General features: G+C 71.0%; 12 protein-coding genes. 4 read left to right on the top strand and 8 right to left on the bottom strand.

Annotated features, from left to right (window positions below):
* The first annotated feature begins 14 nt into the window (after positions 1–14).
* Positions 15–686, top strand: a complete 672-nt coding sequence (locus D457_RS0117960; protein WP_017582058.1) for a response regulator — start codon at positions 15–17, stop codon at positions 684–686.
* Positions 687–793: 107 nt separating this feature from the next.
* On the opposite strand, the gene D457_RS0117955 is transcribed toward D457_RS0117960, so the two are convergent.
* Both D457_RS0117955 and D457_RS0117950 read right to left on the bottom strand, forming a co-directional pair.
* The gene (locus tag D457_RS0117955) at positions 794–3304 is read right to left on the bottom strand and encodes an FtsX-like permease family protein (RefSeq protein ID WP_017582057.1); all 2511 of its coding nucleotides are present in this window, start codon (positions 3302–3304) and stop codon (positions 794–796) included.
* Complete coding sequence (locus tag D457_RS0117950) at positions 3304–4080, bottom strand: ABC transporter ATP-binding protein (protein WP_017582056.1); 777 nt, start codon at positions 4078–4080, stop codon at positions 3304–3306. The genes D457_RS0117955 and D457_RS0117950 overlap by 1 nt, the downstream gene beginning before the upstream one ends.
* 222 nt (positions 4081–4302) lie before the next feature.
* Here D457_RS0117950 and D457_RS36220 point away from each other — a divergent pair, with 222 nt between their 5' ends.
* Complete coding sequence (locus D457_RS36220; RefSeq protein ID WP_017582055.1) at positions 4303–4446, top strand: hypothetical protein; 144 nt, start codon at positions 4303–4305, stop codon at positions 4444–4446.
* A gap of 81 nt (positions 4447–4527) precedes the next feature.
* Here D457_RS36220 and D457_RS0117940 read toward each other — a convergent pair whose 3' ends face one another.
* Both D457_RS0117940 and D457_RS0117935 read right to left on the bottom strand, forming a co-directional pair.
* The gene (locus D457_RS0117940; protein ID WP_017582054.1) at positions 4528–5091 is read right to left on the bottom strand and encodes a TetR/AcrR family transcriptional regulator; all 564 of its coding nucleotides are present in this window, start codon (positions 5089–5091) and stop codon (positions 4528–4530) included.
* A gap of 55 nt (positions 5092–5146) precedes the next feature.
* Positions 5147–5512, bottom strand: coding sequence for a DMT family transporter (locus tag D457_RS0117935; protein WP_017582053.1), 366 nt, complete (start codon positions 5510–5512; stop codon positions 5147–5149).
* A gap of 116 nt (positions 5513–5628) precedes the next feature.
* Here D457_RS0117935 and D457_RS0117930 point away from each other — a divergent pair, with 116 nt between their 5' ends.
* Positions 5629–5976, top strand: coding sequence for a DMT family transporter (locus tag D457_RS0117930; RefSeq protein WP_239646141.1), 348 nt, complete (start codon positions 5629–5631; stop codon positions 5974–5976).
* 38 nt (positions 5977–6014) lie between these two features.
* On the opposite strand, the gene D457_RS0117925 is transcribed toward D457_RS0117930, so the two are convergent.
* Entirely contained in the window at positions 6015–7115 is a 1101-nt protein-coding gene (locus tag D457_RS0117925; protein WP_017582051.1) for a hypothetical protein, read from the bottom strand.
* 324 nt (positions 7116–7439) lie between these two features.
* On the opposite strand from D457_RS0117925, the gene D457_RS0117920 reads away from it, so the two are divergent.
* Positions 7440–8786: a helix-turn-helix domain-containing protein gene (locus tag D457_RS0117920; RefSeq protein ID WP_017582050.1), complete on the top strand. Its 1347-nt coding sequence runs from the start codon at positions 7440–7442 to the stop codon at positions 8784–8786.
* Between the two features lie 94 nt (positions 8787–8880).
* Here D457_RS0117920 and D457_RS0117915 read toward each other — a convergent pair whose 3' ends face one another.
* Genes D457_RS0117915 through D457_RS0117905 form a run of 3 tightly spaced genes read right to left on the bottom strand, consistent with a single transcriptional unit; the run spans position 8881 to position 12877 of the window.
* Positions 8881–10029 carry a hypothetical protein gene (locus D457_RS0117915; RefSeq protein ID WP_017582049.1) on the bottom strand — a complete coding sequence of 383 codons (1149 nt, stop codon included), beginning with the start codon at positions 10027–10029 and terminating at the stop codon, positions 8881–8883.
* Positions 10026–12080, bottom strand: coding sequence for a hypothetical protein (locus tag D457_RS0117910; RefSeq protein WP_017582048.1), 2055 nt, complete (start codon positions 12078–12080; stop codon positions 10026–10028). The genes D457_RS0117915 and D457_RS0117910 overlap by 4 nt, the downstream gene beginning before the upstream one ends.
* Complete coding sequence (locus tag D457_RS0117905) at positions 12077–12877, bottom strand: TIR domain-containing protein (protein ID WP_017582047.1); 801 nt, start codon at positions 12875–12877, stop codon at positions 12077–12079. Before D457_RS0117905 ends, D457_RS0117910 begins: the two co-directional genes overlap by 4 nt.
* Positions 12878–12940 lie beyond the last annotated feature (63 nt).

Raw genomic sequence — 12940 nt, 5'->3', positions numbered from 1 at the left:
CGGGAGGTCGTGGGGTGATCAGGGTCCTGCTGGTGGACGACGAGGCGATGGTCCGTGCCGGGGTGCGGTCGATCCTCGGCAACGACCCGGAGATCGAGGTGGTGGCCGAGGCTTCCGACGGCCGTGAGGGTGTGGATCTGGCCTGGTCGCACCGGCCGGACGTGGCGCTCATCGACATCCGCATGCCGGGAATGAACGGTCTGGAGGCCGCGGCCGAGATCCGCCGGGCCGTGCCCGGGACCGGGGTGGCCATCCTCACCACCTTCGGGGAGGAGGAGTACGTGGTGCGGGCCCTGGACGGGGGCGCGGACGGCTTCCTGCTCAAGACCGGTGACCCCAGAGAACTCCTGCTGGGGGTGCGCGCGGTGGCGGAGGGCGGGGCTTTCCTCTCCCCCAAGGTGGCCCGCCGGGTCCTCAACGGCCTGAACCACGAACGCTCCACGGACCGGCTGCGGGCCAGGGAACGGCTGGCCCAGCTGACCGCCCGGGAACGGGAGGTCCTGGCCCTACTCGGCGCGGGGTTGTCCAACGGCGAGATCGGCAAGCGGCTCTTCATGGTGGAAGGCACCGTGAAGGGCCATGTCAGCACCATCTTCCGCCGCATAGACGCCCGTAACCGAGTGGAAGCCGCCGTCCTCGCCCACGAGGCCGGCCTGGTCTCGCCCACCTCGGACAACCCCCGGTAACCCGCGAACCCAGGCCCGCGTGTTCCGGCTTCCCAGCAGGCAGGACTCTCGCCGTACACCCGGGTCGCTGGTCCGCGCTGTGCTCCCCCATGCCGCCCTCCAGACTTTCAGTCGCCGCTCAGGCCCTGGGCGGGGGCGATACGGGCGGCCCGGCGGGCCGGGAGCAAAGGCGCGAGGGCACCGATCACCAAGGCGGCGAGCAGGATCAGAGCCAGCTGCCCCCAGGGCAGGGACACCACCAGCGGTGCCGTCCCTCCAACGATCGCGCCCACCCCGACCACCCCGTAGGGCACCCCGATGAGCAGGCCCGAGACGGCGCCGAGTAGGGCGATCACCGTGGCCTCGACCACGAGTGTGCCGCGCAGCCCGCCCCGGGTGAGGCCCAGGGCTCTCAGCAGCGCCGACTCCCGGGTTCTCTCCAGTACGGACAGGCCCAGCGTGTTGGTCACCCCGATGCTGGAGATGACCACGGTGACCAGCAGCATCACCAGGGCCAGGGCGACCAGGAGGTCGAGGACCTCGGTGAGGTCGCCCCGTTCACTGAGTGCTCCGCTGAGCATGATGTCCGGATCGGCCCCGGCGACCAGGTTCATCTGGGTGGCGAGCGCGTCCCGGTCTGCCCCGGGGGCGGCCACACCCCACACCATGCCCTGCTCACGGCCCTCCGTCATGGCGTCCAGGACATCCGCGCGCACCACCGGGGCTGCCGCACCGGAGGCGGTGGCCAGGTTGGACGGGTGCACGGTGAAGGACCTCCCGGCGCCGTCCACCGTGAGCTCGGCCCTCTCCCCCGGCTCGACCCCGAGCGTTCTCAACTGCTCCCCGGAGAGCAACATGACGGGAGCAGCACCGGAGCCGGCTCCGAGGAGCGTCGTGGTGCCCGTGGCCTCGGCCAGCTCCGGGGAGACCCCCACCATGGTGACCTCGTCCAGACCGGCCAGGGTGACCCGCTCGGTACGGGGCGCCTCCACCAGTTCCAGGCCCTCGATCCGCCGGACCAGGTCCACGGTGTCCGGGGCCACCGGTCCCTCGTCCACCCGGGCGCTGACGTCCACCGGGTAACGGGCGTCCAGGTCGCCGTCGATGGTGGCCCGCCCGGTGGCGGCGGCCGTGGTGAGCGCGGTGATCAGGCCGAGCCCCAGCACCAGGGTGAGCGTGGCCGTGGCGGCCCGGCCGGTATCGCGCCGCAGGTTGGCCCCGGCCAGCTCGGCGACCCCGCCCATCCGTCTCAGCGGGCCGTGCGCCAGGTGGATCAGCCGGGCGATGAGGTAGCGCAGCGCCAGGAGCAGGCCGACCGCCCCCACGAAACCGCCGCCGATGGCCAACGGAAGAGCCCGTGTCCACGCCCCGGCGAGCATGCCACCCACCCCGAGCGCCGCGAGCACGCCACCCAGGACGTGCACCGCGCGCAGACGCACCCCGCCGTCCGGTACCGCCGAACGCAGCGCCTCGATCGGGGCGGTACCGGCGGCCTTGCGCGCCGGGAACCAGGCAGCGATCACGGTCGTGCCCACCCCCACCAGGAAGCAGCCGACCAGCGCGAGGGGGCTCAGGTGGAGTCCGGCACCGGCCAACCCGGTCAGCGCGGCCCCCGCGTACCCGGCTGCGATCCCCGTGCCGGCCCCGACCAGGGCACCGGCCGAACCGATGAGCAGGGCCTCGGTGACCACCAGCGCACGTACCTGGCCGCGCTCCGCCCCCACCAGACGCAGCAGCGCGGTGTCCCGGCGGCGCTGCGCGAGCAGGATCGTGAAGGTGTTGGCGATGACCATCGCCGCCGAGAGCAGGGCGATGAGAGCGAACACGAGCAGGAGGAGGCCGAGCTGCTGGGACCCGCCCGCGAAACGGTCGGCGGCCAGCTGGGCCTGCTCCTCGGCGGTCATCGGGTACAGGTCCCGGGGAAGAGCGGCGGCCAGACCCGCCACCACCTCCTCGGCGGAGACCCCGTCGGCCACGTTGGCCATGACGCTGAACGGGCTGTCCCCCGCGAAGTAGGCCTCGGGTGCATAGAGCGTGTACTGCACCCCGGTCAGCGGCTGGAACCCCGGGTCCACACTCCCCACTACCGTGAGCGTGCCGCCCCGCCCCTCTTCGGTCCCGGCCCCGGTGTCCTTCGACTCGATGGATTCGGGGCTGGTCTGGTTCTCGTCCACCTCCGTGATGACCTGGACCGGGTCACCCACCCGGAGGTCCAGGGCGTCCAGGGTGGCGGTGTCGGCGACCACCTCGTCGGGGGAGGTGGGCCAGGTGCCCTCGGTCAGGTCGAACCAGCGCAGGCCGGGGTCGTCGGCGATGCTGTAGACGTTGGCGCTGCCCCGGAGGCCGTCGGTGACGAGCTGGACCGTGCGGGCGTGGTACTCGGTGACGGCGGTGATGTCCGGGTGGGCGGCGATCGGGTCCGGCCAGTCCGGGCCGGGGTCGGCGGCCTCGGTGTCCCGGTCCACGATGAGGTCGGCGGCGGTGAGCGGAGCCGCGGCCACCGCGCGTAGGCCCGCGTTGGAGGTCGTGGAGAACACGGCGGTGGCCGCCAGGAAGAGGGTGCCGAGCACGATCGCCAGCAGTACGGAGAGCAGGCGGGCGGGGTAGGCGCGGATCTGCGCCCAGGCGAGGGTTCGCATCAGTGCTCCGTCCGGGCCATGGCGGCGAGGACCTCGTGGGTGGCGGGTTTTTCCAGGGCCCCGCGCAGGGCGCCGTCGGACATCATCAGGACCCGGTCGGCGTAGGTCGCGGCGGTGGGGTCGTGGGTGACCATGACGATGGTCTGGCCGAGTTCGGTGCCGGCGCTGCGCAGGCGTTCGAGCAGTTCGCGTCCGGTGGTGACGTCCAGGGCGCCGGTGGGTTCGTCTGCGAAGAGCACGGCGGGCCGGGTGAGTAGGGCGCGGGCGACCGCGACCCGTTGTTGTTGTCCGCCGGACAGCTCCGTGGGCCGGTGGCCGAGCCGGTCCCCGATCCGTAGGGATCCGATCACCTCGTCGAAGGAGGCGCGGTCCGGGCGCTGTCCGGCGAGTCTGAGCGGGAGCAGGATGTTCTGTTCCGCGGTGAGGGCGGGCAGCAGGTTGAAGGCCTGGAAGACGAAGCCGATCCGTTCGCGTCGTAGCCGGGTGAGTCTCCGGTCGTCCAGTAGGGCCAGGTCCTGCCCCTCGACCAGGACCTGCCCCGAGGTGGGGGCGTCCAGCCCGGCGAGCAGGTTCATCAGCGTGGACTTGCCGGAGCCGGAGGGCCCCATGACCGCGGTGAACTCCCCCTGGGCGAAACCGAGGCTCACCCCGGCCACGGCGGTGACCGCGGTCTCGCCCTCCCCGTATCTCTTGACCAGGTCGACCGCCTGGAGCGTGGGACCGGGTGGTGGGGTCGGTGCGCTCGCCCTGCTGTCCTTCACCCTGTTGTCCTTCAACCTGTTGTCTCTCAACCCACTGTCTCCGCCCATGTGTCGTCGATCCGAGAACCACGCTAGGAATCGGCACCCCCGCGCTGACACCGACGACGGGCGGGGCAGCCCTCTGACGAAAGACAGGGGCGGAACGGGAGCTCGGGTGGTACGCGCGCCCGCATTCACGCACGAGACCGAAACACCGCTGATCGGCTTCGTTCGGAGCGTTGACGCGGTGGGGGCGCGGTGAACCTGTTGGAGGAGGACTACGAGGAGGCCCCGGAGCTGCTCTCCGTCGCCGCCCCGAGCGGGCCGGACGGCCGGGGGCCTCGGCTGGTCATGGTCTCCCTGCTCCCGTTCCAGATCCTCACTCTGCGCCTCGAACGCTGACCGGGAACCGGTGGCCCAGACGGCCAGCTCGAATGCACCGCGCGGATGCACCGGTCGGAGGCGGCTCCAAGGGCCCCTGGCTCAGTCGCCTCGGAGGGCGTGCTGGAGGGTCTCGGTGATGCGGGCCTCGGTGAGGTCCTCGTCGCCGAGCAGGATCCGGGCGCACAGGCCGTCCGCGGTGGCGGCGAACTGGCGGACGGTCAGGTCGTCAGCGCCCTGGCCCTGGGCCACCTCCGAGACCGCGTCGCGCCAGCGCCGGGCGACCGGACGCAGGGCCGGGCGGCGGGCGGCCAGCAGGTTGAGCTCGCGTTCGGCCAGTGCCCGGGCGCGCCCCTCGCCGCCGGCGGAGGCGATCACCCGGGCCAGCCCCGCCACGGCCTCACCCTGCGAACTGCGAAGATCGGCCAGCTGGTCGATGTAGGTGTCCGAGGCAGCGGTCAGCGCGGCGACCAGCAGGTCGTCCATGGTCTTGAAGTAGTAGACGGCGGAGCTGGCCGGGACGTCCGCTTCGCGGGCGACCGCCCGGTGGGTGACCCCGGCGACGCCGTCGCGTTCCACGACCCGGAGCGTGGCGGCGATGATCTCCTCGCGCCTGCGCTCACCCCGGGCCCGACGCCCGTCGACCCGCTCCGCCGTGCCGCTCACATTCTCCCCCGTCCGTGTTCTGGCGGCGACGATACCAGCGCTGGTACCAGCGTGTTCAGGAGCGAACCGGTTCCCTGGAGACCAGCGGTTCCTCGGGAACCCGGGCCCGACCCAGTTCCAGGGCGAGGGCACCCGCCATCACCAGGGCCAGTCCGGCGATCTGGACCGGGGTGAGGCTGTCACCGAGGAAGACCGCCCCGATGAGGGCGACAATCGCCACGCCCGCGGCGGTCCACACTCCGTAGGCGACGCCCACCGCCATGCCCCGTTTGAGAGCGAGCGCGAGCAGGTAGTAGGCGGCCAGGACGGTCGGGACCGCCACCAGGACCGCGATCGGGCGGGTGAACCCCTCGGATACCCCGGTGGCGGTGGCGCCCACCATCTCGGACAGCAGCGCGGCGATCAGGAAGAGCCAGGCCATGTTCGTTCCCCTCAGTCATCCTCGACGGATCGAGGCAGGCAAACTACTTGAACTATCGTTCAAATAGACGTGTACCCTGACCCTAGAACTAGTTGAACCATCGTTCAAGTACTTTGGTGTCAGAGACCGCAGGAGGCTCCGTGTACCTCGCCTATCTTTTCCTTGCCGGAACCGTCGCCCTGGAGGTCGTGGGCGCGATCGCCAGCCGCTACTCGGAAGGGTTCACCCGCCCGTTGCCCACCGCGGTCACCGTAGTGACGATCGTCGGCGCCTACTACCTCTTCGCCCTGGCCCTGAACGAAGGGCTCGGCATCGGTGTGGCCTATGCGATCTGGGCGGCCGTGGGGATCGTGGCCGTCACCCTCATCGGGGTGTTCGCGCTCCGGGACCGGATCACCCGCACCCAGATCGCGGGGGTCGTCCTGACCGTGGTCGGGGTCCTCGCCCTCCAGCTCGGCGGCTGAGCCCGGGGACTCTGGGGGCCACTGTTCGGGACAGCTGCTTACCGCTCGGGGTAGACCGACTGGATGCGCTCGGCGACGTCCGGGAAGCCGCTGCGCTCCAGGATCTCCACCTGCTCGCGAACGAACGCGGCCCGCTCGTCCTCGCCCTCGACCGAATCGATCAGCCCGCGCAGGATGGCGACCTGGACGTCCTGCTCCATGGCGCCCTGGTCGTCGTCCTGCTCGGCGGGCCACCAGTAGCTCTCGTAGCCCTCCTCGTCGACCCCGCTGCCCGGCATCGGGGCGGCGGGCTCGGCTATTCCGAGCAGGTCGGAATCCTCATGCGGATCGGCCAGGTCGGACAGGTCGGACACCTCGTTCGCCGGGGCCGGGAGAACTGGCCCGGACTCCGGACGGAGATCGGGAGCGGCGCCCTGGCCGGGGATCCCGGACATCGCCGCGCGAACCCGTGCCGCCTCGTGCTCGGCCGCCCAGAGAGCGCGGTCCTTGCGCAGCTGGGCCATGCGCTGGAGGCGTTCGTCGTCGTCGTCGGCCAGTTCCAGCCGGACGTTCTCCGCCCACACCTGGATCACGCCCCCGGAGACCGGATCCTCCACCGCGAACACCGACTCCAGCTCGCTCTCGGCCACCGCGCGCTCCGCGGGGTGGACGTCGCGCAGGTACTCGCGGGCGCGGAGCACGATCGAGTGGACCGCCGGGCCCGCGGGGTTGCGCAGGCTGAGATCGACCCGGTGGGCCCAACGCCAGTGGACCAGCGCGGAGAACTCGAACGAGTAGTCCTCCACCGCGCTCGGCAGCTCGGTCCGGCGCGTGCGTACGCCCCGGGTCCCGCTCTGGCCGCGCGGAACCTCGATCGGCGCGGGCTCGTCGCCCTGGTCCGATCTGTCGCGGAGATCATCTCCCGAACCCCGCACCGACTCGCCCTCTTCCTCGCTCCCGCGTTTCTCCCGCGCACCCTTGCCCGTCACCAGGTCCACCACCGCCACCAGCAGCTCGGGGCGGGCCAGCACCACGCCCAGCAGCACCACGGCGAACGGCAGCCACAGCAGTGTCCATACTCCGACCAGCGGAAACAGCACCACGGGAACGGTCAACACCACGATGACCGCCACCAGGCGGATACGGGCGAAGGTGGCCACGGGGGTGTCTCCTCATGCGGGGGCAAGGGGCTCAGAACGAAAGGTCCTCTGGCAAGTGTGCCCGAGAACCGGCGTGCACGTGCCACCAACGCCGAGTCAGAGTCCCCGCGGCCCCCTCCGATGCCCCTCCCCGAGCCCTTCCGTAGTCCCGCCCCGATCCCTCCACCCCGCGCCACCAGGGCCCCGTTTCCCGCTCCACCCCGCCGGATATGACCCCTTGCGTCCGCCTGGTGCCTCCCCCGTCCCCACCGCCCGGCCTGTTTCCCTCCGCCTCCGCGGAAGGCACCGGAACACCCCCGCTCAACCCCCACCGAGGTGAGAAGAATGTTCAGTGCCGAGCTCCGCCTCCGTCGGCAGCAGGCCGGGATGAGCCTTGAAGCGCTGGCCCGGAAGGTCCACTACAGCAAGAGCCACCTGAGCAAACTGGAGAACGGCGCGAAGAACCCCTCCCGGGAACTGGCCCGGGCCTGCGACGCCGTCCTCGGCGCCGACGGGCAGCTCTCCCGCCTCGTCCCGGAGAACAACCCGGGGAACGCGCCGGGCGATACCCCGAGCCGTGCCGAGGACCAGGCGGAGCCTCTCACGGACGACCAGGAGGTATGGCTCATGAGCATGACACCGGACGGCCAGACGGGCTTCGCCGGAATGGACCGCCGCACTGCCCTCTCCCTCGGCGCTCTCTCCGTTCTGGGCGCGGGAGCGGGCTCCGGGTCGGGTGCCGGTTCCGCACTCGGCGGCACCGCCCCGCGCGCACGCACCGACACCGAACCCGCCCTGGCCAGCTTCCGCACCCAGCTGGGTGAGCTCAGGACCATGGGGCAGCACATGGCGCCGACCATGGTCTTCCCCATCGCCATCGCCCAGACGAACGCACTCCGCCAGCTGGCCAGATCCGCGCCCCCGGCCCAGCGGGGCGCGGCACTGCGCCTGGCCGCCCGGTTCGCCGAGTACACGGGGTGGATGGCCCAGGAGAGCGGATCGGAGCAGCGGGCCCTGTGGTGGACGGACACCGCCGTGTCCCTGGCCGAGGCAGGCGGCGACCGGGAGATGGGCGAGTACGCTCTGGTCCGCCGGGCTCTGGTCACTATGTACGCGCACGACAGTCCCCAGACCATCGCCCTGGCGCAGCGCGCGCAGCGCGGTCCCGAGACGTCGACCCGGGTGCGGGGGCTGGCCGCCAAACGCGAGGCCCAGGGGCACGCACTCGCCGGCGACCTGCTCTCCTGTGAGCGCGCGCTGGAGCGCGCACGCGCGCTCCTCGCCTCAGGCGGGGCGACCCCTGGGAGCGGGCGCGGGCACGGACCGGAGGTACTGGGTTCGAGGCACGTCAGCGACCCGGTGGGGGTTACCCGGGGGTGGTGCCTGGTCGATCTGGGGCGTACGGAGGAGGCCGCTCAGCTCCTGGACCAGGAGTGCGCGCTGCTTCCGGCGGACGCCGTGCGGGCCCGGACCCGATTCGGGGTGCGCCGGGCGATCGCCCACGCCCTGTCCGGGGAGGTCGACCACTCCTGCGCGATCACCACCGAACTCCTGACCGGGGCCTCGGAAGTGGACTCGGCCACCGTCCGGTTGGACCTGCGCCGACTGCACCAGACGCTCGCCCGGTATCACGGCCACCGTTCGGTGCGGGAGCTCTCACCGGTGCTGCTGGCCACCCTGAGTGGGGCCTGAACACCGGAAAGCGGCCGGGGCCGTGCTCGGGCAGTACACCCGAACACGGCCCCAGCCCAGACCGGAACGAAAGACTCAGTGCGGGACGAAAGACTCAGTGCGGGACGCCGTTGCCGTTGGGTGAGGGCGTGGGCACGGGCCCTGGTACCTCATAGGTGACCCCCAGGTCGAAGTCGTCCTCTTCATCCGGCAGGGGGTGAGCGCGCCGAAGCAGTTCCGCGATCCCGGTCAGCGAGGCCCCTTCGAAGAGACCGACCCACCGGTGCACCAGTTGCACACGTTTGTCCTCATCCTCGATCTCCTCCCCGATCCTGGCCACGATCTTCTCCACCGACTGTGCCAGGTCGTCCTCGCTGCTCTCCACGACAAGATCGCTCCCGTCGAACCCGCTCCGCTCCTCCACTCCCACAAAGCTCTCGACCGTCCGCTCCTCCCGCACGATCTCGTCAAGGAAGGAGAAGGCCTCCGGGGAGGCCACCCGCAACCGCTCCAGGAGTTCCGCCGGGTCCGCACACTTCGACGCCTCCGCGACCCGCGTGAGCACCTCGATCAGGTCGTGGGTGCGGTTGACGTCCGCGTCCCCGCGCACCAGGTCCCAGACGATGGCGCTGCCGGGGGTGGCCAGCACGTCGTCCGCGAAATATCTGCGCTTGGCGGACTCCACGGAGCGCTCCACCTCCCACAGCGCCCCTTCCTTCCGTGCCTTGGCGATGCGGGCCAGACGGCTCTCGTCTTCCTCGGAAAGCGTGACCGTGACATCCTCCGCCCACGCCTCCAGAGCACCGTCGAACCCGTGTGCGGCCACCCCCAGAACCGACGCCACCCGATGACGGGCCACGTCGTGGTCCTTGGGCCGGTAGCCCGTGCTGACCCGCTCGGCCTGTTCCATCACCATGTGTTTGGCGAACTCGCCGGGGTTGCGCAGCCTGGGGTCGGGTTCCCCGGTCCACTTCCACCGGACCATGGCCGAGAAGACGAAGGGATACTCATCGTCCTGGCTGGGCAGCGGGGACTCCCTGATCCGGGCGCCCTGCGGCCCGCTCTCCACGAACGGGTCCGGCGGGGTCTCGGTCTCGCCGGGCAGCGCCGCCTTCGTGCTGCTCAACATGAGCGCGAGCACCCCGATGAGCAGCAGGGGCGGGACCAGGGCCAGGGCCCACCAGTCGAGGAACAGGAAGAGGGCGAGGACCAAGGGGACCGCGATCGCGGCCAGGACCGCGATGCGTCGCAGCAAGGGGCTCATGGGGTCTCCGTACGTCGTTCAGCGGGGGTGCCGACGGGCGCGTCCAGGCCCTCGGCGGCGTCGATGAGCCGGATCAGCTCGGCGCTGGCGGAGCGGCGGCTTTCTCGGGCCTGGGGACCGGACTCCGCCCGCCATCGGAGTGCGGCGGTGTAGAGGGCGGGTAGGGTCCCGGCACCGGCGGCGGCCGCCACCAGGACCTTCCTGAGCTGGGCGCCGTGGCCGATCCAGCGGTGGGCGTACTCCTTGGTCCGCTGCGGACGTCCGTGGAGCACGTGCCCCAGACCGTCCCGCACCAGGCCTTCGACCCCAGGCGAAACCGTTCGGGGCCGCGCTCCGCCACCGACCAGGCGTTCGGGTGCGGTGAGGTCCCAGAACAGGTCCCGGTCAACCGAGTGGTCGGGGTCGGGAAGCCGCTCGCAGACCCTGCGCAGGACTTTGCGGTGCAGGGACCTCTCGTGGGCCAGGGTGCCCAGCTCAGCCCGGGCCGCCTCCGACACGGCCACCGCCCGGTTGGCGGCGAGCAGGTGCAAACGGACAATGGCCTGTTCGGGGTGGGTTGCGGCCAGCTCCTGGGCGCAGACGGCGACCAGCACCTGACCGAGTTCCCGGCCGAGCCCCGGGCTCTCCGCCCACTTGTAGATCTGTCGCCGCCCGATCCGCCCGTACCGGTCGTGCCGTAGCACCGTGGTCAGCAGCACCGCGGCCTGCGGGGCGGTTCTTCGCTGCTGGATGACCCACCCTTGGACCCGTTGGAACACCGCCCCCGGTTCGGCGATCCGCAGCGTCTGTTCGGCCCAGCGTTCGGCAACCCGGTCCTGGTCCGCAGGTGAGAGGGCTTGGTTGGTGACCAGGGCATCCACCCACTGGCCGAGTTGGTTGTGCAACCGGGGGTGGGCGTCCCAGAAGGCTGAGCGAAGCGCCCGAGCCCGGCCGACCCGCTTGAAGTACACCCTGCGTTCGGTGCCCACCCCGATCTCGCAGTCACGCAGTTCTTCATGGAAGTCCGGACGGTTGAGCAGGGGTGTCTCGTCCTCGGGGAAGGAGATCTGGGCCAGCAACGACTCCACACCGGAGGCCAGGTGCTCGACGGGCACCCCCTCCAGCAGTGACGCGGCCAGGAGCAGGGCCCTCTTCCTGCCCGTGGTGTCCTTCAAGTCCTCAGGCAGGGCGGCCTCTCCCGCTTCGAAGGCCCTACTCAGCCAGCCCTCTATCCGCCCCTCGTAACCGGCCTCCTGGTAGGCGGTCGCGGTGCGCCAGGCCAACCCCTCGATCCCACCCATGGATGCGGTGCTGACCCAGGTTCGGATCTCCTTCGTGGCGCGGTCGGGGAAGAAGCCCGGCACGCCACGGGAGTCGAGATGCTCGGCGAGGACAGCGAGCGAGTCCGGTCGACGATGGGGCACCACGCGGTCCCGGAGGGACGAGTGCAGCTTCTCCACGTCCTCGTGTTCCACCAGCACCACGAGGGAGGCACCGGCCCGCAGTGCTCGGGCGCGCAACCCCTCCAGCTCATCACGCAGGGGAGCCAAGGCGAACCCGCTCTCCCGGGTGAGGTCGACCAGTAGGCGTTCACCGCCCCTGAGCTCGTCCGCGTCGAGTGTCGGCCGCCCGTCCTGGCCGTTGGTCACCAGGTCGTCCTGAACGTCCTGGTCTGCTTCCTCGCCTGCGGGGGCCAGGATCATCTGGGCCGCGGCCCTGGCCCCATCGCCGGGTCTGGCGCTGAGGACGACCGCCCCGTGACGCGCGATGTCGGCTCGGCGTGCCTTCTCGTCGAAGCCGGGCGGCTCGACGAAGCGTCGGCGCAGGGTGGCCAACCGGTCCCCGGGAACGATCCTGCGTTCCTTGCCGTAGTTCACCTGCCCGTCGTCGTCGAACTTGAGCCGCGCGGAGTAGGCGCTGACATAGAAGTGTTGCTGGTACTGGTCCCCGGACACGTTGGTGACCGTCGAGTCCTGGTTGAGGTCCCCCGAGCCGGTGTTCGTGGTGGCGTTGTCACCACTGACGGTCGGCCCGGAGACCCGGTCGCGGGGTTCGGTCTCCTGCGTGGTCATCGGCGGCCCCTCCGGTGGGCACCGCCGGTGTTCTGGTCTCTGACGGTCTGGTCGCCGGACACGTGGTTGACCGTCGAGTTCTGGTCACCCGCCACGTGATGGGTGGTCGAGCTCTGGTCTCCGGACACGTTGGTGACGGTCGAGTTCTGGTTGAGGTCGCCAGAACCGGTGTTGGTGGTGGCCCCGTTGCCGTTGACCACCACGCCGCTGTTGCTGTAGTCCCTGGCCTGCACGGCGATGCCGTCGACGTCAGCCATGCTGTTGCGCGTGCGCGGCTCCCCGTCCCGCGCGACCGCCGCCTCCTCGTCGGCGCGAGCCTGCAATCTCCGGTCCAGTTCGGTGGCGGCGACCAGGACGGCCTCGGCGATCTCGTCGAGGTCGGAGTCCGAAGTCCGGTGGCGAAACCGCCGGTACTGGCAGCTGGCCAGCGGGGCGAGCTCCTCGGGCAGCTCGTCCTTGCGAAGGCGCGGCGTGGCCTCGATCAGCACGGGGATCACCGTCGCCTCGGCTTCGAAGGCGGCCGCGATCTCCCAGCGCGTCCAGTCCTCGGGGTTGTCGACCGCCCGGCGGCCGTCGCCACCGCGGATCTCCAACCACTTCGGGCCGATGACCGCCACCAGAACCTCACAGCCGCGCACCGCTTTTCTGAGTTCCTGCTCGAAGTCTCTTCCGGCCGGGATCGAGTCACTGGCCCGGAAGACCTCTTCCGCACCGAAACGCTGGGACAGTTCCCGGCCGAGGAGCGTGGCGACGTGTTCACCGTCGCCGGTCCGGTAGTTGACGAAACAGCTGTTCATGACTCCCCATCCGCATCAATGAAAATATGCCGAACGAACACCGCCGACTTTTTGGTGCACTTG

Source organism: Nocardiopsis valliformis DSM 45023, from assembly GCF_000340985.1.
Taxonomy (GTDB): domain Bacteria; phylum Actinomycetota; class Actinomycetes; order Streptosporangiales; family Streptosporangiaceae; genus Nocardiopsis; species Nocardiopsis exhalans.
This window is presented reverse-complemented; position numbering and strand designations above follow the sequence as displayed.

Excerpts from the sequence above, each read along its gene's own strand:
- D457_RS0117935 (WP_017582053.1), bottom strand. The coding sequence starts at position 5,512 with ATGGCCTGGCTCTTCCTGATCGCCGCGCTGCTGTCCGAGATGGTGGGC.
- D457_RS0117920 (WP_017582050.1), top strand. The coding sequence starts at position 7,440 with ATGTTCAGTGCCGAGCTCCGCCTCCGTCGGCAGCAGGCCGGGATGAGC.
- D457_RS0117905 (WP_017582047.1), bottom strand. The coding sequence starts at position 12,877 with ATGAACAGCTGTTTCGTCAACTACCGGACCGGCGACGGTGAACACGTC.
- D457_RS0117910 (WP_017582048.1), bottom strand. The coding sequence starts at position 12,080 with ATGACCACGCAGGAGACCGAACCCCGCGACCGGGTCTCCGGGCCGACC.
- D457_RS0117915 (WP_017582049.1), bottom strand. The coding sequence starts at position 10,029 with ATGAGCCCCTTGCTGCGACGCATCGCGGTCCTGGCCGCGATCGCGGTC.
- D457_RS0117955 (WP_017582057.1), bottom strand. The coding sequence starts at position 3,304 with ATGCGAACCCTCGCCTGGGCGCAGATCCGCGCCTACCCCGCCCGCCTG.